This window comes from Methylorubrum sp. SL192 (assembly GCF_026672325.1).
In the GTDB taxonomy this organism is placed as follows: domain Bacteria; phylum Pseudomonadota; class Alphaproteobacteria; order Rhizobiales; family Beijerinckiaceae; genus Methylobacterium; species Methylobacterium extorquens.
On record NZ_JAPPQV010000003.1, the window covers coordinates 3,518,538 to 3,540,222 of the forward strand.

At 69.6% G+C, this 21,685-nt stretch carries 17 protein-coding genes and 1 tRNA gene; 6 read left to right on the plus strand and 12 right to left on the minus strand.

Annotated elements, in window-relative coordinates; all coding sequences use genetic code 11:
- Both OVA30_RS17300 and OVA30_RS17305 read right to left on the minus strand, forming a co-directional pair.
- Complete coding sequence (locus OVA30_RS17300; RefSeq protein WP_056464629.1) at positions 1 to 1,302, minus strand: MFS transporter; 1,302 nt, start codon at positions 1,300 to 1,302, stop codon at positions 1 to 3.
- A 90-nt stretch (positions 1,303 to 1,392) separates the two neighbouring features.
- Positions 1,393 to 2,568, minus strand: a complete 1,176-nt coding sequence (locus OVA30_RS17305; protein ID WP_268176174.1) for a pyridoxal-phosphate-dependent aminotransferase family protein — start codon at positions 2,566 to 2,568, stop codon at positions 1,393 to 1,395.
- A gap of 163 nt (positions 2,569 to 2,731) precedes the next feature.
- Here OVA30_RS17305 and OVA30_RS17310 point away from each other — a divergent pair, with 163 nt between their 5' ends.
- Positions 2,732 to 3,511 (plus strand): GntR family transcriptional regulator, encoded by a 780-nt coding sequence (locus OVA30_RS17310; protein WP_056499650.1) that lies wholly within the window; start codon positions 2,732 to 2,734, stop codon positions 3,509 to 3,511.
- 55 nt (positions 3,512 to 3,566) lie between these two features.
- Entirely contained in the window at positions 3,567 to 4,343 is a 777-nt protein-coding gene (gene hyi / locus OVA30_RS17315) for a hydroxypyruvate isomerase (RefSeq protein ID WP_268176175.1), read from the plus strand.
- A 115-nt stretch (positions 4,344 to 4,458) separates the two neighbouring features.
- Here hyi and OVA30_RS17320 read toward each other — a convergent pair whose 3' ends face one another.
- The 5 genes from OVA30_RS17320 to OVA30_RS17340 all read right to left on the minus strand — a co-directional run bounded on the left by OVA30_RS17320 (position 4,459) and on the right by OVA30_RS17340 (position 12,033).
- A complete protein-coding gene (locus OVA30_RS17320) occupies positions 4,459 to 5,331 on the minus strand; it encodes an SDR family oxidoreductase (RefSeq protein ID WP_056464637.1) in 873 nt (290 codons plus the stop codon).
- A 76-nt stretch (positions 5,332 to 5,407) separates the two neighbouring features.
- A complete protein-coding gene (locus OVA30_RS17325) occupies positions 5,408 to 8,380 on the minus strand; it encodes an FAD-binding and (Fe-S)-binding domain-containing protein (RefSeq protein WP_268176176.1) in 2,973 nt (990 codons plus the stop codon).
- 182 nt (positions 8,381 to 8,562) lie between these two features.
- The gene (locus OVA30_RS17330) at positions 8,563 to 9,927 is read right to left on the minus strand and encodes a polyhydroxyalkanoate depolymerase (protein ID WP_268176177.1); all 1,365 of its coding nucleotides are present in this window, start codon (positions 9,925 to 9,927) and stop codon (positions 8,563 to 8,565) included.
- 300 nt (positions 9,928 to 10,227) lie between these two features.
- Positions 10,228 to 11,661, minus strand: a complete 1,434-nt coding sequence (locus tag OVA30_RS17335; protein WP_268176178.1) for an NAD-dependent succinate-semialdehyde dehydrogenase — start codon at positions 11,659 to 11,661, stop codon at positions 10,228 to 10,230.
- A 165-nt stretch (positions 11,662 to 11,826) separates the two neighbouring features.
- Positions 11,827 to 12,033, minus strand: coding sequence for a hypothetical protein (locus OVA30_RS17340; RefSeq protein WP_268176179.1), 207 nt, complete (start codon positions 12,031 to 12,033; stop codon positions 11,827 to 11,829).
- 435 nt (positions 12,034 to 12,468) lie between these two features.
- On the opposite strand from OVA30_RS17340, the gene OVA30_RS17345 reads away from it, so the two are divergent.
- Both OVA30_RS17345 and OVA30_RS17350 read left to right on the plus strand, forming a co-directional pair.
- Positions 12,469 to 13,944: a GumC family protein gene (locus OVA30_RS17345; RefSeq protein WP_268176180.1), complete on the plus strand. Its 1,476-nt coding sequence runs from the start codon at positions 12,469 to 12,471 to the stop codon at positions 13,942 to 13,944.
- A gap of 82 nt (positions 13,945 to 14,026) precedes the next feature.
- Positions 14,027 to 15,358 (plus strand): O-antigen ligase family protein, encoded by a 1,332-nt coding sequence (locus tag OVA30_RS17350; RefSeq protein WP_268176181.1) that lies wholly within the window; start codon positions 14,027 to 14,029, stop codon positions 15,356 to 15,358.
- A gap of 374 nt (positions 15,359 to 15,732) precedes the next feature.
- Here OVA30_RS17350 and OVA30_RS17355 read toward each other — a convergent pair.
- Positions 15,733 to 15,817 (minus strand) — tRNA-Leu (locus OVA30_RS17355).
- 123 nt (positions 15,818 to 15,940) lie between these two features.
- Entirely contained in the window at positions 15,941 to 16,246 is a 306-nt protein-coding gene (locus OVA30_RS17360; RefSeq protein ID WP_003601400.1) for a FliM/FliN family flagellar motor switch protein, read from the minus strand.
- Positions 16,247 to 16,346: 100 nt separating this feature from the next.
- On the opposite strand from OVA30_RS17360, the gene lipB reads away from it, so the two are divergent.
- Positions 16,347 to 17,039: a lipoyl(octanoyl) transferase LipB gene (gene lipB, locus OVA30_RS17365; protein WP_268177510.1), complete on the plus strand. Its 693-nt coding sequence runs from the start codon at positions 16,347 to 16,349 to the stop codon at positions 17,037 to 17,039.
- 125 nt (positions 17,040 to 17,164) lie between these two features.
- On the opposite strand, the gene OVA30_RS17370 is transcribed toward lipB, so the two are convergent.
- Entirely contained in the window at positions 17,165 to 18,325 is a 1,161-nt protein-coding gene (locus OVA30_RS17370; protein WP_268176182.1) for a glycosyltransferase, read from the minus strand.
- Positions 18,326 to 18,570: 245 nt separating this feature from the next.
- On the opposite strand from OVA30_RS17370, the gene OVA30_RS17375 reads away from it, so the two are divergent.
- Positions 18,571 to 19,017 (plus strand): DMT family transporter, encoded by a 447-nt coding sequence (locus OVA30_RS17375; RefSeq protein ID WP_012255334.1) that lies wholly within the window; start codon positions 18,571 to 18,573, stop codon positions 19,015 to 19,017.
- An 18-nt stretch (positions 19,018 to 19,035) separates the two neighbouring features.
- On the opposite strand, the gene OVA30_RS17380 is transcribed toward OVA30_RS17375, so the two are convergent.
- Positions 19,036 to 20,994 carry an AI-2E family transporter gene (locus OVA30_RS17380; protein ID WP_268176183.1) on the minus strand — a complete coding sequence of 653 codons (1,959 nt, stop codon included), beginning with the start codon at positions 20,992 to 20,994 and terminating at the stop codon, positions 19,036 to 19,038.
- Positions 20,995 to 21,222: 228 nt separating this feature from the next.
- Positions 21,223 to 21,597, minus strand: coding sequence for a response regulator (locus OVA30_RS17385; RefSeq protein ID WP_003601316.1), 375 nt, complete (start codon positions 21,595 to 21,597; stop codon positions 21,223 to 21,225).
- Positions 21,598 to 21,685: the final 88 nt, after the last annotated feature.

The window sequence follows — 21,685 nt, forward strand, 5'->3', positions numbered from 1 at the left end:
CTACTCCGCCGGCACCACCCGCGGTGTCAGGGGCGCCGGTTCATCCTCGAACGGGCGCTCGGGGTGCATGGTGAAGGCGAGGCCCGCGCCCAGAAGCAGCAGGCCGACCGACCCGGCGAACGGCAGGATCCAGTTGCCGGTGAGATCCACGATCAGGCCGAAGGTGAGCGGCGAGACGATCGCGGCAAACGCCGAGCCGAAATTCATCAGCCCGCTCGCGGTGCCGGCATATTGCGGGGCGATGTCCATCGGCACCGACCAGATCGGCCCGATCACCAGCTCGAGGAAGAAGAACCCGCCGCTCAGCAGCAGGGCCACCAGGGTAAGGTCCTTGGTGAAGAACACGCCGGCAAGGCAAGCGGCGGCGCCCAGCATGCCGAGGCAGATCACGTTGCGGCGCGCCTTCTGCAGGTCGCCGGTCTTCTTCAGGATGCGGTCGGAGACCACGCCGCCGAGCGTGTCGCCGACCACGCCCGCGAAGAACACGCCCGAGGCGAACAGGGCCGAGTTCTTGATGTCGAGGCCGTAGCCGTCCTTGAAGAAGGAGGGCAGCCAGTTGAGGTAGAGCCACAGCGACCAGCCGTAGCAGAAATAGGTCAGCGTCACGGGGGCCATGCGCGGGATCAGCCGGCGCCACGGCACCGGCGGTTTGGCGGCCGGCTTGGCCGTCCGGTCGCGGATCGCCAGCCGCTCCAGATCCTCGTTCGTGACGCTCTTATGCTCGCGTGGGTCGTCCCGGTAGTAGAACACCCAGACCAGCACCCAGGCGAAGCTGACGATGCCGAGTACGACGAAGGCGCCGCGCCAGCCGACATAGGCCATCATCAACACGACCAGCGGCGGCGTGATCGCGTTGCCGAAGCGGGCGAACGAGTGGGTGATGCCCTGCGCGAAGCCGCGCTGGTCCTTGGCGACCCAGGACTGCATCGCCCGCGTGGCGGTGGGGAAGGTGGCGCCCTCGCCGAAGCCGAGAGCGAAGCGGGCCAGGAACAGCGAGACCACGCCGCCGACGAAGCCGGTCGCCACCGTCGCCGCCGCCCAGATCAGGCCGCAGATGAACAGGGTGCGCCGCGCGCCCCACTTGTCGGCCATCGCGCCGCCGATGATCTGGAACACCGCGTAGGGGTAGGCGAAGGCCGAGAAGATGAGGCCGAGTTCGGTGTTGCTGAGGCCGAGTTCACCCTTGATCGCCGGGCCGGCGGTGCCGACGTTGACCCGGTCGACATAGGTGATGAAGTACATCAGGCAGAGCAGGAACAGCACCATGCCCGGCGCCGTCACGCGGCGTGGGATCGTGATCATCGGGGCTTCCTCCAGTTTTTATGAGCAATCGCCCCGGGCTCCGCATCTGACGCGCGGCTTGGCCCGAGGCGTGGGCGTTCGGGAAAAAGATCAGCCGTCGAGGCCGGAGCGCAGGCTCGCCATGGCGGCGAGCACGCCACCCGGCCGGTGCGGCACGCCGGCCGCTGCCAAGCCCATCTCGACGCCGGAGAGGGCACCCATCAGGGTCAGGTCGTTGGTCTCGCCGAGATGGCCGATGCGGAAGATCTTGTCGGCGAGCTTCGACAGCCCGGCGCCGAGCGACATGTCGAATTTCTCGAGCACCAGAGCGCGGAAGGCGTCCGCCCCCTTGCCGTCCGGCATCATCACCGCGGTGAGCACCGGCGAGTGCTCGTCCGGGTTCTGGCACAGCACTTCGAGCCCCCAGGCATCGACCGCAGCGCGCGTCGCGGCGGCCAGCCGCTGGTGGCGGGCGAAGACGTTGTCGAGCCCTTCTTCGAGCAGGATCGCGACCGCCTCGCGCAGGCCGTAGAGCAGGTTGGTGGCCGGCGTGTAGGGGAAGTAGCCGTTGGCGTTGGGCTTCAGCATCTCCTCCCAGTCCCAGTAGGAGCGGGGGAGGTTGTTGGACTTTCCGGCGGCCCGGGCCTTGTCCGAGATCGCGGTGAAGCCGAGGCCCGGCGGCAGCATCAGGCCCTTCTGCGAGCCGCTGACGGTGACGTCGACGCCCCACTCGTCGTGGCGGACATCGACCGAACCGAGCGAGGAGATCGTATCGACCAGCAGCAGCGCCGGGTGGCCGGCGGCGTCGATCGCCTTGCGGATGGCGGGGATGCGGCTCGTGACGCCGGTGGAGGTCTCGTTGTGGACCACCATCACGGCTTTGAAGGAATGGCTGCGATCTTCGGCGAGCTTCGCCTCGACCAGGGCCGGATCGACGCCGTGGCGCCAATCGCCGGGCACGAACTCGACCTCGATGCCCCACCGCGCCGCCATCTGCCGCCACAGGGTGGCGAAGTGGCCGGTCTCGAACATCAGCACCCGGTCGCCCGACGAGAGCGTGTTGACGATCGCCGCTTCCCAGGCCCCCGTGCCGGAGCCGGGATAAATCACGACCGGTCCCTTTGTGCGGAAGATCGTGCGGCACCCCTCCAGCACCTCGCGGCCGAGCACGCCGAAGTCCGGCCCGCGATGGTCGATCACCTGCCGGTCCATGGCGCGCAGCACCCGCTCCGGCACCGGGCTCGGGCCCGGAATGTGCAGGAAGTGTCGTCCGGTGCGGTGCGTCATGGTCCCTCCCGTTGGGCCGGATGCCGAGCGCTTCACGTCGAGCCCGGTCGTTTCATCCCGTAGGTTTGCATTCATTTTTGGCCGAGACAAGAAGTATCATGCCTACATTCGTCCCATCGACGGCGGTTGAGCCCGCTGCTACCAATCGGGCATGACTTCCGCCATGACACTCGCCGAACGCGAATCGGAGGGCGCGGACGGCCCGATCCCCCTCCCCGCCCGGCTCCCGGCCGAACTGCCGGCCAAGCCGCGGGAAAACCTCGTGCATTCCCTCCACGACGAGGTGCTGGCGCGGCTGCGCGAATTCATCGTCGAGGGCAATCTCGCGCCGGGCGCCCGTGTCCCCGAACGGCTCCTGTGCGAACGCTTCGGCATCTCGCGCACCCCCCTGCGGGAGGCGCTGAAGGTGCTGGCCTCAGAGGGGCTGATCGACCTGCTGCCGAACCGCGGGGCGCGGGTGCGGCGGATCGGCGAACAGGAAATCGTCGAGCTGTTCGACGTGATGGGCGGGTTGGAGGCCCTGGCCGGTCGCCTCGCCTGCGAACGCATCACGGACGAGGCCTTTGCCGAGATCGAGCGGCTCCACCATGAGATGTACGGCCACTATCTGCGGCGCGACCTGCACGGCTACTTCGCGTGCAATCAGGCGATCCACGACCGGATCGTGGCGGCCGCCGGCAACGGGCCGTTGAGCGCCACCTATGCCGGCTTCGCCGGGCGCCTGCGGCGGGCGCGCTACTCGGCCAATCTCGATGCCAACCGCGACCGCTGGGGTGAGGCGATGCGCGAGCACGAGGAAATCCTCGACGCCCTGCGCCGCCGGGCCGGTGCGGAACTCAGCGACATCCTGTTCCGCCACCTGCGCAACAAGCGGAAGGCCGCCGCCGACCGGGAGGCCGCGCAGCCCATCTCCGGCGGGCCGGCCCCAGCCGACATTGAGTGATGTCGGTACAACCCATCATTTTTGAATGCATTTTGCGTGACCAGACGGCCCGGATATGCCCCGCTTCGCTGCTAATCTGAGCCTGCTGTTCACCGAACGGCCGCTGCTCGACCGGTTCGCCGCGGCGCGCGCCGCCGGATTCGCGGCGGTGGAGATGCAGTTTCCCTATGCCGAGACGAAAGAGGCGTTGGCGCGCAGTCTCGCGGAGACGGGCCTGCCGCTCGTGCTGCACAACCTGCCGCCCGGCGACTGGGCGGCGGGCGAGCGCGGCATCGCCATCCTGCCCGACCGGGTGTCCGAATTTCGCGAGGGCGTCGCGCGCGCGATCGACTATGCCGGAGCGCTCGGATGTCGGCAGATCAACTGTCTTGCCGGGCTCATACCGGCCGGCATCGAGCGGGCGCGCCTTCTCGCGACGCTGACCGAAAACCTTGCCTACGCCGCCGACGCGCTGGAACGAGCGGGCCTTCGCCTGCTGATCGAGCCGATCAACGACCGCGACATGCCGGGCTTCTTCCTGAACCGCCTCGCCGATGCTGCGGCTGTGATCGAGGCGGTCGGCTCCGAAAACCTCTTCATCCAGGCCGACCTCTACCACATGGCGATGATGGGCGAGGATCTGGCAGGCAGTCTCACAGCCCACCGCGACCGCATCGCCCACGTCCAGATCGCCGACGCCCCCGGCCGCCACGAGCCCGGCACCGGCCGCATCGATATCCCCGCCGCGTTCGCGACCCTCGACCGCCTCGGCTACGACGGCTTCATCGGCTGCGAATACCTGCCCGCTTCCGGCACCGAAGCCGGCCTCGGCTGGATGTCCGCCTACAGATAGGCCCGCGATCCCAAAGGGATCATCCCTTTGGCGGGGCGCCGGGGCAGAGCCCCGGCATTCTTCCAGGGCTCTGCCCTGGACCCGCAAAAGGACCTGTCCTTTCGAAACCTCGACTTCAGAAGATCGGCATGCCGCCTGCGACGGTGATGAGGGCGCCGGAGGTGTAGCTGCTGTCTTCGGCCGCCAGCATGACGTAGGCCGAGGCGAGTTCCGCCGGCTGGCCGGGGCGGTTGAACGGCACTTGGCTGCCGAAGGTCTTCACCGCATCCTCGCTCATCCCGGCGGGGATGAACGGAGTCCAGATCGGGCCGGGCAGCACGCCGTTCACGCGGATGCCCTTTTCGGCGAGCAACTGCGCGAGGCCGAGCACCATGTTGCTGAGCGCGCCCTTGGTGGCGCTGTAGGCGAACAGGGTCGGCACCGGGTGCTTGGAATTGACCGAGGAGGTGAAGATCACCGAGGCGCCGGGCTTGAGATGCGCCAGCGCGGCCTTGGTGGCGTAGAACGGGCCGAAGATGTTGGTCTGGAAGTGTTTTTCGAACAACGCGTCGTCGATGTCCGTGACGCCCTGGTTCGGCTGCTGAAAGGCGGCGTTGTTCACCAGGATATCGAGCCGGCCGAATTCCTTGGCCGTGCGCTCGACGATCTCGCGGGCATAGGCCGCGTCCTTGATATCGCCGGGAAGCAGCAGGGCGCGCCGGCCCGCCTTCTCGATCCAGTTGCCGACGGCCTCCGCATCCTTCTGCTCGTCGGGCAGGTAGGAGATCGCCACGTCGGCGCCCTCGCGGGCATAGGCGATCGCCACCGCCCGGCCGATGCCGCTGTCGCCGCCCGTCACCAAAGCGGCTTTTCCGCTGAGCTTGCCGGAGCCCTTGTAGCTCTCCTCGCCGTGATCCGGCTCGGGCGCCATCTTGGCTGTCTTGCCGGGGAAACTCTGGGGCGGCGTCTCGAAGGGCGGGCGCGGATATTTGGTCAGCGGATCGGTCATCACGGCTCCTTTTGAGGGATTGCCGCGTCAACGGGGGCAGCCGGCGGGTGTTCCACCCGCCGTTGCAGGGCCGCGCTCAGCGCCCCGGCGTCAGGGCCGCGTCGAGCACGCGGGCGACGTGGATCGCGTCGCGGCCGAGACCGTCATGGATCTGGTGGCGGCAGCTCGTGCCGTCGGCGACCACGAGGTCGTCGGCGGACGCTTTCCGGAGCGCCGGGAACAGCGACAGCTCGGCCATGGCGAAGGAGACGTCGATCGTATCCTTGCCGTAGCCGAAGGCGCCGGCCATGCCGCAGCAGCTGGATTCGATGACGCGCACATCGAGCCCCGGCACGGTGCGCAGCACCGTCTCCACCGACCCCATCACTCCGAACGACTTCTGGTGGCAATGGCCGTGCAGGTGGGCGACCCGGCCGCCCTGGTCGGCGAGCGGGAGGCTGATGCGGCCGGCGGCGAGATCGGTGGCGAGCAGTTCCTCGAACAGCAGGGCGCTCTGGGCCAACTCGCTCGCCTCCGCCCGCGGCAGCAGGGACAAAAACTCGTCGCGGAAGGTGAGGAGGCAGGAGGGCTCCAGGCCGACCACGCGGGCGCCGGCCCGCACGAAGGGCAGGAGCGTGTCGAGCGTGCGCCGAGCCTCCTCCCGCGCCCGGTCGGTCTGGCCGGAGGCGAGATAGGTGCGGCCGCAGCAGAGCGGGCGGCGGCCCTCATGGGCGACGACGCGGTGCAGGCGGTAGCCGGCGGCGCGCAGCACCCGCTCGGCGGCTTCCAGGTTCTCACGCTCGAAGGCGCGGTTGAAGGTGTCGCCGAACAGGACGAGGTCGCGGTGGTCACCCGCCACGTCTTGCGGGTGGGCAACCTCGCCGCTCTCCCGCCAGGGCCGGCGCCATTGCGGCAGCGAGCGACGGGCGGAGAAGCCGGTCCATGCCTCGCCGAACTGGGCGAGCGCCGGGTAGCGGTTGCGCAGGTTGAGCAGCGGCGCGAGGGCTGCGGCGACGCCGGCGTAGCGCGGCATCTCGGCGACCAGCCGCTCCTTCAGCGGCAGGCCGTGCCGGGCGTGGTAATGGTGCAGGAACTCGACCTTCATCTTGGCCATGTCGACGCCGGTCGGGCATTCCCGGCGGCAGGCCTTGCACGACACGCACAGATCCATCGTGCGCTTCATCTCGGGCGACAGGAACGCGTCCGGCCCAAGCTGGCCCGAGATCGCGAGGCGCAGCGAGTTGGCGCGTCCGCGGGTCAGGTGCTGCTCGTCGCGGGTGGCGCGGTAGGAGGGGCACATCGCGCCGCCGGCGAGCTTCCGGCAGGTGCCGTTGTTGTTGCACATCTCGACCGCCGGGCCGAACCCACCCCAATCCGACCAGTCCAGCGCCGTCTTCTGCGGCTCGCTCACCGCGTAGTCGGGGCCGAAGCGCATCAGGGTGCGGTCGTCCATCTTAAGCGGGCGGACGATCTTGTTGGGGTTCAGGCGGTTGTCAGGGTCGAAGCCGTCCTTCACCGTCTCGAAGGCGCGGGTGAGCTTTTGGCCGAACAAAGGCTCCACGAACTCTGAGCGTGAGATGCCGTCGCCGTGCTCGCCCGAATAGGAGCCCTTGTGACGGCGCACCAGCTCCGCCGTCTCCTCGGCGATGGCGCGCATCTTCCGGACGTCGCCGCCCTGCTTCATGTCGAGGATCGGGCGCACATGCAGGCAACCGACGGAGGCGTGGGCGTACCACGTGCCGCGGGTGCCGTGCCGCGTGAACACCTCGGTGACCGCGTCGGTGTAGTCGGCCAGATGCTCCAGGGGGACGGCGCAATCCTCGATGAAGGAGACAGGTTTGGCGTCGCCCTTCATCGACATCATGATGTTGAGGCAGGCCTCGCGCACCTCCCAGACCGCCTTCTGGCGGTTCGGCTCCACCACCTCGACGACCGCGTCGGGAAAGCCGTGATCGGCCATGCATTGGTCGAGACGCTTGAGGTCGCGCTTCAGCGCAGCAAGGTCGTCGCCCGCGAACTCGGCCAGCAGCAGGCAGTTCGGCTGGCCCCGCGTGATGTCGGCCAGGGTCGTGCGGAACAGCGGGATGTCGGCGCCGAGCACGAGCACGTTGTTGTCGACGAGTTCGACCGCGACGGGGTCGAGGGCGACGATCGCCTTCGTCGTCTCCATCGCCGCGCGGAACGAGGGGAAGTGGCACACGCCCATGGCCCGGTGGGCCGGCAGGCGGGAGAGCTTGAGCGTCACCGCGGTGGTGGCGGCGAGCGTCCCCTCCGAGCCGACAAGGAGGTGGGCGAGGTTCGGGCGCGGTTCGATCAGGGAATCGAGATTGTAGCCGCCGACCCGCCGCTGCACCTTCGGGTATTTTTCCGCAATCTCGTCACGGTGCGCGTCGGCGAGTGCAAGCATCCGCCGCGCCAGATCCTCCGCCCGCGCGCCGCCGGTCACGGCGCTCGCCGCGTTGCCGGTGAGCCCGAAGCCGAAGGCGGTGCCGTCGTGGAACAGCGCCTCAATGCTGAGCACGTTATCGCTCATCTTGCCGTAGCGCAGCGAGCGGGCGCCGCAGGAATTGTTGCCGGCCATGCCGCCGATGGTGCAGCGGGTCGCGGTCGAGGGCTCGACAGGGAAGAACCAACCGTCGGCTTTCAGCCGTGCGTTGAGGCGCTCCAGCACGTGGCCGGGCTCGACAGTGACCGTGCCTGCTTCCGCGTCGTAGGCGAGCACGCCGTTGAAGTGGCGCGAGCAATCGACCACGAGGCCGGAGCCGATCGGCTGGCCGTTCTGCGAGGTGCCACCGCCGCGCAGGATCACGGGGACGTCGTAGTCGGCCGCGACCTTCAGCGTCGCGGCGATGTCGGCGGCACTTTTGGGGAAGACCACGCCCGCCGGCATGATCTGGTAGATCGAGGCGTCGGTCGCGTAGCGTCCGCGGGTGAAGGCGTCGAAGCGAGCCTCGCCCTGCAGCACCTCCGCGAGCTTGCGCGGCAATCCGGCCGCGTTGCGGGCCTTCGCCCGCGCGCTGGAGGCCGGTGCCTCGAACGCTGCCTCGCCCGGTTTCGCGCTCGCGCCCAAGTGGAACCTCCCTCCCCGCGCCGCAGCCTGTACGGGCGCATGGCTTTTTGAATTCATAATTCCACCGCGGGAACGGGTCAAACGCGGTGGGGTCGCAGCGTCCCTTCCACGGCAAAGCGGCCGCCGAGGGGATCGGCGGCCGCTTCGACGGGTGGATGGCGGAGAACGGTCGGGAGTGGCGGTTACAGGGCGATCCGCTGCGGAATCGCTCCCGGTCGATCGACCAGAGGCTGGGGCCACACGATGGCGCGGGCGGGCGTGGCGCGCGGAGGCTGCATGATGGGGCCGTGGCGCAGGAGGATCGGGTGCGACTCCAGTGCCGGCACCACCGGGGCCGGGCGCGGCGCAGCCGGCTGCAAACTGCGTTCCATGAAGCTGCAGACCAACGGCACGATGTCCTGGCGGAAGCGCGAGCCGTTGAAGATGCCGTAATGCCCGGCGCCCGGCTGCATGTGGTAGGTCTTGGCTGCCTCGGGCAGGTTCACCGCGAGGTCGAGCGCGGCCTTGGTCTGGCCGAGGCCGGTGATGTCGTCCTTCTCGCCCTCCACCGCCATCAGGTGGCAGCGGCGGATCGCGCCGAGATCGACCCGTTCGCCGCGATGGCGCAGGGTACCGCGGGGCAAGTCGTGGCTGATGAAGACCCGCTCAATCGTCTCGAGGTAGAACTCAGCGGTCAGGTCCATGACTGCGAGGTACTCGTCGTAGAAGGCGCGATGGCGGGCGGCCGAGTCGCCATCGCCGCGCACGAGATGGTCGAACATCGCGTGGTGGGCGTCCCGGTGGCGCTCGAGGTTCATCCCCATGAAGCCAGCGAGCTGAAGGAAGCCTGGATAGACCGCGCGGCCGGCTCCCGGATATCCGCCCGGCACCCTGTGGATGCAGTGCCGCTCGAACCACGCGAAGCCCTTCTCCTCGGCCATGCGGTTGACGGCAGTCGGCGAGCGGCGGGTATCGATGGGACCGCCCATCAGCACGGCCGAGCGCGGCACGAGCGGATGATCCTCCGCTTCCATGCGAGCGATGGCGGCAAGCACCGGCACCGAGGGCTGACAGACCGCCGCGACGTGAAGGTCCGGCCCGAGCGCCGCGAACAGGGCGATGCAGGTATCGATGTAATCGTCGAGGCCAAACCGGCCGGCGCTCGCCGGCACCTGACGCGCGTCGGACCAATCGGTGATGAAGACCTGATGGCTCGGGAGGAACGCCTCGACCGTACCGCGCAGCAGCGTGGCGTAGTGGCCCGACATCGGCGCGACGATCAGCAGCTTCGGCTTGGCCTCGAGTTCCGCGGAGGGCTCGCCGAAGGCGACGACGCGGCAGAAGGGGCGCTCCCAGACCACCCGCTCCGGCACGCCGAGCCCGAAGGCCGGCTTGGCGTAGACGCGCGTGGCACGCTCGAACATCTCGCAGCCCGCAGCCATGGTGCGGCTCTGCGGGGCGTAGGCGAAGGGATTGAACGGGTTTTCGCAGGCAAGCTTGGTGGCCTCCGCCGCCAAGCGCATCGGTGCGAGCATAAGATGGCCGGCCTCGTAAAGAGGATACAGCATGCGAGCGCTTCCCTGGGAGCAGCTCGCTTGAATCAAGCTGTCCTTTTCTTGAGTTCGTGAGGGTTAAAACTCCGAACCCCAAGGAAAGTTTCGTTTGCTCTAGTTGGGTTGTGGATCAGAGCAGTCCCACCCGCTCGTAAAGGGCGCCGCATCGGCTCGGCGGAGGCCGCCTGTCTCTGAGAACGCCCGCTGCGCTGCCTCGCCGGGAGGAAAGACAGTGGTAACCGGGCGTTCTTTGAGACACGCTCAACCGGTGACGTGGCGGTCGGGGTGGCGAGCGAGGGCGCCACCCCGAGCCGGTCAGGCGTTGGCCTGCGTCACGAATTTCGTCGTCAGATAGGCCTCGATCGCCTCGGAGCCGCCCTCGCTGCCGTAGCCGGAATCCTTCACGCCGCCGAAGGGCGTTTCGGGCAGCGCGATGCCGTGGTGGTTGATCGAGATCATGCCGGCCTCGATCCCCGCCCCGATCCGGTTCGCCCGGGTGCCGGAGCGGGTATAGGCGTAGGCCGCGAGCCCGTAGGGCAGACGGTTGGCCTCGGTGAGCGCCTCCGCGTCGTCGGAAAAGCGTCGGATCGCCGCGATCGGCCCGAACGGCTCCTCGTTCATGATCCGGGCCTCCAACGGCACGTCGGCGAAGACGGTGGGCTCGAAGAAGTGGCCGCGATTGCCGATGCGGCTGCCGCCGGTGAGGAGGCGCGCGCCCTTGGCCTCGGCATCGGCCACGAAGGCCTCCATCGCCTCGACCCGGCGGCCGTGGACGAGCGGGCCCATCTGCGTTTCGGGATCGAGGCCGTCGCCGACCTTGAGCGCCTTCGAGGCGGCCACGAAGCCGTCGATGAAGCGGTCGTACACGCCCTCCTGCACGAGGAAGCGGGTCGGGGCGACGCAGACCTGTCCGGCATTGCGGTACTTGTTGGCGGACAGCACCCGCACGGCGGTGTCGATGTCGGCATCGTCGAACACGATCGCCGGGGCATGGCCGCCGAGTTCCATCGTCGCCCGCTTCATGTGCTGGCCCGCGAGCGCCGCGAGCTGCTTTCCGACCGCGGTCGAGCCGGTGAAGGTGATCTTGCGGATCACCGGATGCGGGATGAGGTAGCCGGAAATCTCGGCCGGATCGCCGTAGACCAGAGCGAGCGCATCGCCTGGCACGCCCGCATCGAGGAAGGCGCGCACCAGTTCGGCGCAGGAGGCCGGCGTGTCCTCGGGGCCCTTCAGAATGACGGGGCAGCCGGTGCAGAGCGCCGCCGAGAGCTTTCGCACCGCCTGATTGATCGGGAAGTTCCAAGGCGTGAAGGCCGCCACCGGCCCGACCGGCTCGCGGGTGACGATCTGCAACACGCCCTCGGCGCGGGCGGGGATGACCCGGCCGTAGGCGCGCCGGCCCTCTTCGGCGAACCACTCGATGATGTCGGCCGCCACCCCGGTCTCGACCCGTGATTCGGCGAGCGGCTTGCCCTGCTCGACGGTCATGGTGCGGGCGATGTCCTCCGCGCGCTCGCGCATCAGCGCGGCGGCCCGGCGCAGCACCTTGGACCGGTCGAAGGCGGAGACCCGCCGCCACGCGGCAAAGCCCCGCTCGGCCGCCTCCAGCGCCTCGTCGAGATCGGCCCGCGTCGCCACCGCGACCCGGCCGATCGCCTCGCCCGTGGCGGGGTTGAGAACGGCCAGGGTCTCGCCGCCGCCACCGGGGCGCCAGCGGCCGGCGATGTGAAGCGAAACGTCGAGGTCCATGAGCCATCTCCGCGGAAGGGGACGGCCTTTCATATAGGCGCCGCGGCGCCAGGGCATCCGCCCTGGACCGCATCCGGCCTGCTCGGTGGCCGCGGGCAGGCCCAACGCCACGCGCCCCTGCCGGAGTTCGGCAGAGGCGCGCGGTCGGTTACGAGAAGGGCCGTGTTACGCGGCATGCCACACCGGTGCGTCGGCCCAGGCGCTGTGCCCATCGAGCTCCGCGGCGAAGACGCCGTCGAGCCGCTGCCGCTCACCGTCCACGAGGGCGCCGTCCACCGCCACGGGGCGGCAACGGCCGTGCTCGCCGGCCGGCACGAAGTCCGGATCGGTCAGCATGCCGTCCTCACCGGCGAACCAAACGCGGCTGCCCATGTCGTAGCCGGATGTTTCCGGTTGCGGCCGCCCAACGGTGCGTCGCCCCTCTGCCAGCCGCTCGAGCGCGACCTCCGTCGGTTCGACACCGAGCCATGACATCCGTCCTCCGAACACCCAGCGCGGCGGAGCCACCCTCGCATCGAGAATCGGCTGCCGGGGAACACGACCCACGGACGCACGCTCTCAATGCCGCAACACGGTTCGCAGTCCCGGTTCGGGATGGGCGCCGGCGGGCAGGGTGGACGGCTTCCTGCCCTTTCGGGCCCCCTCCCCTTGGGACCGAGGCCGGATCGTCGCCGGTTGTCCCTGAATGGAGCAATGAAACCGGCAGCTGCATTGCATCACGAGGGAGGTAATCGCTGGATGTTGCGATCGAGTCGCACAGCCGGTGGTACGCTGATGCCGCTGGGGGGCCGATGCCGGCTTGACGACATGACGACCTACACAGCCACGCGCGGAGCCATTCCGCTCTCCTCCTTCGATCGGCCTGCCGCACCCGCCGGGCAGTCCCCTTCCATTACGCCGGCGCAGCTCCTGGCGATGCTCAGGCACCGCCGTCGGCTCATCGCCCTCTCGATGATCCTCGGCACGCTGGGCGGCGTACTCGTCGTCGCGCGGACGGAACCGAACTACGTCGCCACCGCCCAGGTCATCATCGATCCGCGCGCCTTGCGCGTGGTCGAACGGGAGGTGACGCCGAGCATCGACAACGCCGACGCGCAGATCGCATCGGTCGAGAACGAGATGCGCGTCCTGCGGTCGAGCACGGTGCTCAACGCCCTGATCACCCGCGACCGGCTCGACGAGGATCCCGAATTCACCGGCGAGCCGCCCGGCCTGCTGCGCCGGGCGAAGGCCGCGATCCTCGACCGCGTCGGCCTGTCGCCGCCCCGCTCGCCCGATCCGCGCCGCGCGGCGCTCCAGACCCTGGAGCGCAAGATCGCCGTCCGCCGGGCCGAGCGCAGCTTCGTCGTCGAGGTGCATGTCGCAACCCGTGATCCCGACAAGTCGGCCCGGATCGCGAACGAACTCGTGACGCTCTACACCGAGCAGGCGAACCGGACCCGGTCCGAGCTCGCGCGCCGCTCCGGCGCCTCCCTCGACGATCGCCTCGCCGAATTGCGCGCCGCCGTGCGCGCCGCGGAGAACCGGGTCGCGACCTTCAGGAGCGAGCACGACCTCGTCAGCGCCGACGGCGCCCTCACCAGAGACCGGCGCCTGCGCGACCTCAACACGCAGCTCGCCGCCGCCCGGGCCCGGTCCACCGAGGCCCTCGTCCGGATGGAGCAGGCGAACGCCCTGCGCGGCCGGCTCGACGGCCTGTCGGAGGCCGTCCAGTCCCAGGCCATGATCCAGTTGCGCTACCAGATCACCGAGGCCCGTCGCCGCCGGGCCAACCTCGCCAACGTGCTGGGACCGCGCCATCCCGAGCTGAACTCGATCAGCCGCGAGATCGATGCCCTTCAGGATCAGCTCGGCCAGGAGCTGCAGCGGATCGGCGACGCGGCACGGAACGATTATCGCCGAGCCAAGCAGACCGAGGAGGAGCTGCGCAGGACGGTGGAGACGATGTCGACCGCCTCGCTCGCCGACGACCGCGCGCTCGCTGAGCTGCGGGCGCGGGAGGCGGAGGCAGAGGCCCAGCGCAAGCTGTTCGCCCAGTATCTCGTGCGCTCTCGCGAACTCATCGAGCAGACGCAGGTCGACGTGAACAACATCCGCGTGATCGGCGCGGCGATCCCGCCCGAACTGCCGACAAACCTGAGCAAGGCCATCGTCCTCGTGCTCGGAACGCTGATCGGCCTGGCGCTCGGCATCCTGGCGGCGATCGCCCTCGGCGTCCTGCGCGGCGAGGCGGCGCCCCTGCCGCGCTACCCGGTCGGGTCGGGCGAAGCGGTGATCGCCTGACACCCCGTGCACCCCTGCGGCCGGAGACCCTCCGCCATCGGCGGCCGCAGGGGCCCCAAACGCCTTTCCCGAGCCTCGCGCCATGACTGCCACCAGCCTGACCGACACGAGCCTTCCGCCAAACGCCGTCCGGGCCGCGCCGCCGTCGATCGGGTTGTCCGGCGCGCGGTGGCGCGCGGCCTTTGTCGTCTTCGCGGTGCTGATGTGCGCGAACGCCTTCTACGTGCTCTTCCTCGGCAGCAACAACGAGGTCGGCAACACCAAGACGCTGATGCCGTCGAACCGGAACAACCTGCTCTATGTCGGGCTCTGGCTCTGCCTCTACGTCCTGTCCCTCGGCGTGGTGCTGCGGGACATGCGGCGCAACGGGATCGACCTCTGCCTGGTCGCCGTCCTTCCGTTCGCCGGCTACATCCTGCTCTCCACCTGCTGGGCGACCGATAGCTGGGCGTCGCTGGTTCCCGCGGGGATGCTCGTCCTGAACATCGCCATCGCCGCGGCGCTGGCCTGCCTCGTCCATCCGGCGGTGTTCCTCAGCCTGTACGCCTGGACCAACGTCTTCCTGGTGGCGTCCTCCCTGGTGATGGTGGTGGTGATGCCCGATGCGGTGCGCACCGACATCACCCGGCCGGGCCTGCTGATGTCGGGCGAACTGTTCGGCGCCTATGGCAGCAAGACCCTGCACGGCATGTCGGCCGCGAGCGCGATGCTGATCCTGCTGTTCCTGCCCAGCGCGAGCCCGCGGGGCCTGCGCGGGCCGGCGCTCGCCATCCTCGCGCTCGGGCTGATCCTGGCCAACTCGATGTCCTCCGTGAGCGGCATCGCGGTGGCGGGCCTGACGCTCCTGACCGCCCGGATGCTGCCCGGCTGCGGCCGGGCCATCTTCGCGGCGGTGACCGGGTTCGCGATCCTGCTCTCGCTCTTCCTGCCCTTCATCGGGGTCGGCGACATCGCCGTCGCGCTCGGCCGCAGTCCCGATTTCACCGGGCGCAGCAACTTCTGGCCCTACGCCCTCGAAGTTTTTCACGATCGACCGGTGTTCGGCTACGGCTATCTGAGTTTCTTCAACACCGACCCGTTCTCGAAAGCATGGAATGTGTGGGAGCGGGAGATGTTCTTCTTCACACCCGACTTCCACAACACCTTCCTCGACACTCTGGTCGGCTTGGGCCTCGTCGGCGGCGCGTTCTATCTCGTCCTGCTCCTGGCCTCGTCCTGCATCTTCGCGCATCCGAGCCTTGAGCGGCGCCCCGCCTTCCTGCTCTCGGCCCTCCTGATCGCCTTCATCCTCAACAGCGCGACCGGCTACCTTTTCCTCGCACACAACCGGATGTCGACGATCTTCCAGTTCTACTGCCTGTTCGTTCTCTGCCGCCGGTATCGGCCGCGCTTCCCACAACCGGCCGTCGTCTGAGCGTCACGCCGTCAGCCCTGTCTCGGGTGAAGCGGCGTTCGAAGGTGTTCCCGAAGCCGGCGTCTTCCGAACCATGCCGCTCACGGCCATGATCGGTCGATCCGCCGGGATGATCACCTCGGACGGGACGAACAGGACGAAGGCTTCGATCGTGAGGGAGTTCGGCGCACCATCGGTGCCGGGCCGATGCCATGCGCCTCGAGCCAGTCGAGCGATCACGAAACATCGCCGCCCCGGACGGACAGACCCGCGCCGGGGGATGCTTCCATCAACGCGCCGCATCGGGAAGTCGTGTGTAAGACCGCTGTGTGAGCGCGGTCATTTTCGCTTTTTGATTTTCGCCCCAACTCCTTCCGATCACTCAGGAAAGAGTTTGGTGCGGCCAAGAGGACTCGAACCTCCACCCCTCGCGGGACTAGCACCTCAAGCTAGCGCGTCTACCAATTCCGCCATGGCCGCCCTTGCCGCCGTGCCGCTTGTGGCGGCCGGTGTCTTGTGTGGGCGGCGCAGCGGATAACAGATGCCCGGGACGTGCACAAGCGCCGGATTCGTTTCTTCGCGTTTTGCCGCCTCGAAAACCGCTCAGGGCATCGTGCCCACGTCGTCGAGGATCGGCACGGCGCCCTCGCCGATGGTCACGCCGGGGGTGCGCACCACCTCGGCCTTGCGGATCAGCTCGGTCACCTCCACGGAGATGCGGTTGCCGGTCACCACGATCTGCCCGCGGGCGATCGGGTGATCGTTGGCGAGGATCTCGACCATGTCGGTCTCGGTGGCCTCCAGCTCGATCACCGCGCCGCGGCCCATGCGCAGCAGCATGTGCAGCGGCATGTGGCTGCGCCCCAGCACGACCTTGAGATCGACCTGCAATTCGTCCAGGACCGCCACGCGCGGATGCTCCGTTTGTTAAAAACCCGGAAAACCTTCCGCACGCGATGGTGAAGTCTTGGTAAACAATTCCTTCACGGCACCCGCTTCCCGGCTTTCAATCGCACCCGCGACATTCCTGCCGCGGGCGGACGCGCCGCCGGTGGTCTGGCGCGTGACCGACACCCTCGTCGATTACCAAGAGGCGGAGGCCGAGATGGAAGCCCGCGCCACGGCCATTGCCCGCGGCGAGGCGGATGAACTCGTCTGGCTCTTGGAGCATCCGCCGCTCTATACGGCGGGCACTTCGGCCAAGACCGCCGACCTCGTCGAGCCGGAGCGCTTCCCCGTCCACCGCACGGGCCGTGGCGGACAATACACCTATCACGGGCCGGGCCAGCGCATCGCCTACGTGATGCTGGACCTCAACCGGCGCCGGCCCGATCTGCGGGCCTACGTGGCGAGCCTGGAGGCGTGGCTGATCGCGACGCTCGACGCCTACAACGTCCGGGCCGAGCGCCGCGAGGACCGGGTCGGGGTCTGGGTGCGCCGGCCGGACAAGGGGCCGACTGTCGAGGACAAGATCGCGGCGATCGGCATCCGCGTGCGGCGCTGGGTGAGCCTGCACGGGATCAGCCTCAACGTCGAACCGGACCTCGCCCACTTCTCCGGCATCGTGCCCTGCGGCGTGCGCGAGCACGGGGTTACGAGCTTGGCCGATCTCGGCCGCCTCGTCAGCCTGCCCGAGGTGGACATGGCGCTGCGCGCCGCCTTCGAGCCGATCTTCGGCCCGACGCGCGACGAGGCTCCCTGATCAAGATCAGGGGTTTCGAAAGGGCAAGCCCTTTCGCGGGTCCAGGGCGGAGCCCTGGTGGTGGGTGAGCCGGGGCGCTGCCCCGGCGCCCCGCCAAAGGGGTGACCCCTTTGGGATCCCGGACATTACGCGTCGGCGGTGGCCGTTGGGGCGACCGGGCGTGCGGACGGCGTTGCCCGGCGCAGGCGGAGACCCGCGCGCAGCAGCGGCAGCACGAGGCGGGCGAGCCGGATCTGGCCGGGGAGCTGTCGCGGCATCAGCGGGCGGTAGGCGAGGCGCGGGCTGGCGCGATCGACCGCCGCGACGATCTCGCCGACCCGCGGCAGGGCGGCGATGCGGCGGGCTTCCGCCTCGGTGATGCCGAGCCGGCGCGCCCAGCCGAGATCGCGGGTGAGCCGGCCCTCGTCGTAGAGGCGGCGTAGCCGCGCCCGCCAGACGTAGCGGTGGAGCGCACGGGGCACCGCCTCCATGCGGGCGTCGCACAGAGCGTCGGGCTCCTCGCAGCGGGAGCGGATCGTGTCGGCAACGCCGCCGGCCGCGCGGCCGGTGAGCCGGGCCGAGATCAGCACCAGCACCGCCCGGTCATGGCGCACGCGAAAGCCCCGCTGGAGCAGCGCGCCCATGAAGGCGCCGTCCTCGCCGAGCGGGATTTCCGGCATGCCGCCGACGTCGCGGTAGGCGGAAAGCCGCACGGCGAGCGAGGCGCCGATGGTGGTGCGGTGGCAGGGCCAGGGATCGTGCGGATCAGGATCGATGCGCGCCTCCATCTCAGTGATGAGCGCGTCGTAGGTGTCCTCCAGCCGGCCGCGGGCGGGCAGCGAGGGCGGCAGCAGGGCCGCCTCCTCCGGGATCAGTTCGACCCGGCCGGCGACCGCGTCGGCGCCCGCCTCCAGGGCGGCGAGGTTGGCCGCGACCCAATCCGGCGGGACGATGCTGTCGGCATCGGTGGTCAGGAGCGTCGCCGTCGCGGAGGCCGTCCCCTCCGCTTCGAGCCACGCGACCGCCGCGTCCATCGCCGCGCGGCGCGCCCAGCCCGCATGCGCCCCGGCATGAACGCGCTCGATCACCCGGACGGGAATCGAGAGCGCTGGCACGAGACGGGCGACGATCTCCGCCGTGTCGTCGGTGCAGTTGTTGAGGAACAGCACGAGCCCGAGCCGCCCCGGCGCGAGGCCGGTCTGCCGGTCGATCGCCGTCAGGCAGCGGGCGATCCGCTCGGCCTCGTTGCGCACGGGGATGGCGATGAGGGTGTCGAGGCGCGACGGCGTGGGGGAAACGGGCGGCACGGACAGGCTCCGGGAAAGCCGATGGGAGGCGCCGGAATGCGGGCTCCGCGCGGCGCGTGCGCCTCCATAGGCTGCGCTTGATGAACCGCGGCTGATGGTCTCGCGCCACGGAACGGCGCGGGCGGGTCCCGGTTTCCCGCGCACCCCCGTCAGCAGGCAGCCTTCAACGGAGGCTTCGAAGAATCGTCCAGGGATCGCGCGGGATCCGGACCCCTCATCGCGGCGCGCCGCAGGAACCCGAAACGATGATCGTCCTCTACGGCATTGCCCTGCTCGCCGGCATCGCCACGGCCGTGCAGCCCGGCCAAAGCACGCAGCTCGCCAAATCCTTCGGCGAGCAGCCCTTCGCGGCCGGGCTCGTCTCGATGCTGGTCGGCACCGTCACCATGCTCGGCATCGGCCTCGCGACCGGGCGGCTGCACCTGCCGAGCCTTCAGCAAGCCGGTCAGACGCCGATCTGGGCCTGGTTCGGTGGTGCGCTCGGCGCCGGCGTCATCCTGGCCCAGCTCTTCGTCGCGCAGCGGATCGGCGCGGCGGCCTTCCTCGGCCTTCTCGTGACCGCGGGCGTCGTCACCTCGATCACGCTCGACCATTTCGGGCTCGAAGGCTTCGCCGTCCACCCCGCGAGCGTCACGCGCCTTCTCGGCGGGGCGCTGATGATCGCGGGCGTCGCCCTGGTGGCCCTGTCCTGACGGGGCGCCCGACCGACCCTACTCCGCCGCCTGCCGAAGCCGGGGCGAGGCCGGAGCGGCTGTCCCGGCCCGCGCCCGCGCCAGTGCGGCGTCGAGGGCGTCGCTCAGCGAAGTCACGAGCAGGTCGGCGGAGATCGCCCGGCGCAGGCGGCCGAGGGAGGCCGGGTCGCGCTCGCGCCAGAAGCCGACGAGGATCGTCACCCCCGGCGCGGCCTTGCGGGCGCGGCGGATGGTCAGGCGGATCTGCGACAGGCTGATCGGGTCGAGATAGGAAAAGCAGATCATCGCTGGGCGCTCGCCCTCGGGCAGACCGTTCCGCAACGCGTCGCCCGGCGCCACCCGCGCTCCGAGCCCGTGGCGGGAGAGCGTCTGAGCGAGCATCAGCGTCGCGGCCTCGTCGAAGGCGCCTCCGCTCGGCACGCACAGGACCGGCGCCTCGCCGCGCCAGGCCGATGCGAGATCGTCCGGGCCGAGCACGATGCCGGCGGTGTGCCGGTCCGGCCCCACCGCGGCGAAGGCGGCCTCGGCCTCGGCACCGATGGGCTTGCGCGAGCGCCGCGGCATGCCGCGCTTGCGCGCCAGTCCCAGCGCCTCGACCACCGTGCGGAAGCCGGCGCCGACCTCGCCCTGCCGCTCCCGGTCGAGCATGCCGCGCGCCGCATCCTCCTGGGCCATGCGCAGGCCCGGAAGCACGACCTCGTCGTAGTAGGTGACGAGCGCCCGCTCCTTCAGGAACAGCCGCCCCTGATCGACGGCCTCGGCCGGATCGCCCGCCAGCATGCGCTGGTAGAAGATCTCCTGGGGGCCGAGCGCCGGGCGGTCGCCGAGGATCACGTCGAGGAACCAGAGCCGCTCGACATGGCGGCCGAGCACCACGAGGCAGACGGTCAGTGGGGTGGCGAGCAGGAGCCCGATCGGCCCCCACAGGAAGGTCCAGATCGTCGCCGCGAGGATCACCGCAATCGGCGAGATGCCGGTCGAATGCCCGTAGAGCAGCGGCTCGACCACGTGGCCGGCGATCGGCTCGATCACGACGAACAGGATCGCGACTTGGATCGCCATCGACCAGCCGGGATCGACCGCCACGGCGATGGCGAGCGGCAGCGCCGCCGAGAGCACCGCGCCGACATAGGGCACGAAGCGCGAGATGCCGGCGATGACCCCGAACAGGATCGGGCTCGGCACGCCGATGAACCACAGGCCCACGCCGATCACGAGGCCGAAGGCGACGTTGAGGATGAGCTGCGCCACGAAGAACCGGCTGAGCCGGCTCGTGGCGTCGTCGATCGCCGCGGTGGTGCGGCGCAGGTCGCTCGATCCCGCGAGCCGGATCGCGCGGTTTCGCAGATCCTCGCGCTGGAGCAGGATGAAGATCGTGAACAGCAGGATCAGGCCGAGCGTCGCCAGCGGGTGCAGCACCCCGCCCGCCACGCTGCCGAGCGTCGTCAGCAGCCCGGTGCGGGGAGCGTGGATCTCGACCTGCATCGGCCGCTCCGCCGTGCCGAGCGGCGCGTTGGTCTCGGACTCGGTCTTGGCGGCGGGTGGCTGCAACTCCTTGCCGATCTCCTCGGCCATGTCGAAGAAGCCGGAAAAGGTGTCCGACAGGCTGCCGCGCTCGGCGGTGGCGGCGCGCAGGGCCGTGATCTTATCGCGCAGGGTCAGCGAGTAGCGCGGCAGATCGGTCGCGAGCTGCGCCGCCTCGCGGGCGATCAGGCTGCCGATCGCGCCGAGCAGGCCGAAGGCGAGCACCACCACCAGCAGCACCGCCGCCACCCGCGGCACGCGGATGCGCCGCAAGGCCCGGACGGCGGGCACGAGGACGAAGCTCAGCAGGATGGCGAGCGCCACCGGCACGAGGATGTCGCGGCCGAAATACAGCGCGCCGGCGAGCGTCACGACCAGCAGCATCGAGGCGAGCGTCGTCACCACCGGCAGCGCCTGCCGCAGGAGCCGCGTGGTGACCGGATCGGTGGTCATGGAAGCCTCATGATGGCGGACTCGTCAGGCGTCGAGAGAAGAAAGCGGCCTGTCCCCGGCAGCCAACAGGTGGTTCCCTTCATCCCCCCTCATCCTGAGGTGCCGCGCAGCGGCCTCGAACGATCTTCCAGCCAGCCACGCGATCTCTGGACGATCCTTCGAGGCCCGCTGCCGCGGGCACCTCAGGATGAGGATGAGGGTGGGATCAGCGATGGATAGTCCGCTCCCTCAATCCCCCGCCCCGATCGCCGTGCCGATCTGGGTGAGCAGTTTGGGGAAGTCGATTGGCTTGGGGTGATAGTCGTCGCAGCCGGCCTGGATCGCCTTGTCGCGGTCGCCCGACATGGCGTGGGCGGTCAGGGCGATGATCGGGATGGCGCGGGTATCGGTCGCGGCCTTCAGAGCGCGGGCGGTCGACCAGCCGTCGAGGATCGGCAGGTTCATGTCGAGCAGGATCACGTCGGGCTGGGCGGCGCGGGCCTGCTGCACGCCCGCCTCGCCGTCATGGGCGAGCACGACCTCGTAGCCGCGGCGCTTGAGCCGGCGGGACAGGAAATCCCAGATCTCCTCGTGATCTTCCACCAGCAGGATTTTGCCCGACACGCCTGAACCCCTTCTCGCGCCGCACGCGCTGTGGCCACACAACGCACGGAAAGCCGTTGCGGTAGCATAGGATCATTTGCAAAACCGC

What these genes read in the sequence shown, in the direction of transcription:
- hyi (WP_268176175.1), top strand. Translation starts at nt 3,567, where the DNA reads ATGCCCCGCTTCGCTGCTAATCTGAGCCTGCTGTTCACCGAACGGCCG.
- OVA30_RS17305 (WP_268176174.1), bottom strand. Translation starts at nt 2,568, where the DNA reads ATGACGCACCGCACCGGACGACACTTCCTGCACATTCCGGGCCCGAGC.
- OVA30_RS17300 (WP_056464629.1), bottom strand. Translation starts at nt 1,302, where the DNA reads ATGATCACGATCCCACGCCGCGTGACGGCGCCGGGCATGGTGCTGTTC.
- OVA30_RS17320 (WP_056464637.1), bottom strand. Translation starts at nt 5,331, where the DNA reads ATGACCGATCCGCTGACCAAATATCCGCGCCCGCCCTTCGAGACGCCG.
- OVA30_RS17350 (WP_268176181.1), top strand. Translation starts at nt 14,027, where the DNA reads ATGACTGCCACCAGCCTGACCGACACGAGCCTTCCGCCAAACGCCGTC.
- OVA30_RS17340 (WP_268176179.1), bottom strand. Translation starts at nt 12,033, where the DNA reads ATGGGCAGCCGCGTTTGGTTCGCCGGTGAGGACGGCATGCTGACCGAT.
- OVA30_RS17310 (WP_056499650.1), top strand. Translation starts at nt 2,732, where the DNA reads ATGACACTCGCCGAACGCGAATCGGAGGGCGCGGACGGCCCGATCCCC.
- OVA30_RS17380 (WP_268176183.1), bottom strand. Translation starts at nt 20,994, where the DNA reads ATGACCACCGATCCGGTCACCACGCGGCTCCTGCGGCAGGCGCTGCCG.
- OVA30_RS17375 (WP_012255334.1), top strand. Translation starts at nt 18,571, where the DNA reads ATGATCGTCCTCTACGGCATTGCCCTGCTCGCCGGCATCGCCACGGCC.
- OVA30_RS17345 (WP_268176180.1), top strand. Translation starts at nt 12,469, where the DNA reads ATGACGACCTACACAGCCACGCGCGGAGCCATTCCGCTCTCCTCCTTC.
- OVA30_RS17335 (WP_268176178.1), bottom strand. Translation starts at nt 11,661, where the DNA reads ATGGACCTCGACGTTTCGCTTCACATCGCCGGCCGCTGGCGCCCCGGT.
- OVA30_RS17330 (WP_268176177.1), bottom strand. Translation starts at nt 9,927, where the DNA reads ATGCTGTATCCTCTTTACGAGGCCGGCCATCTTATGCTCGCACCGATG.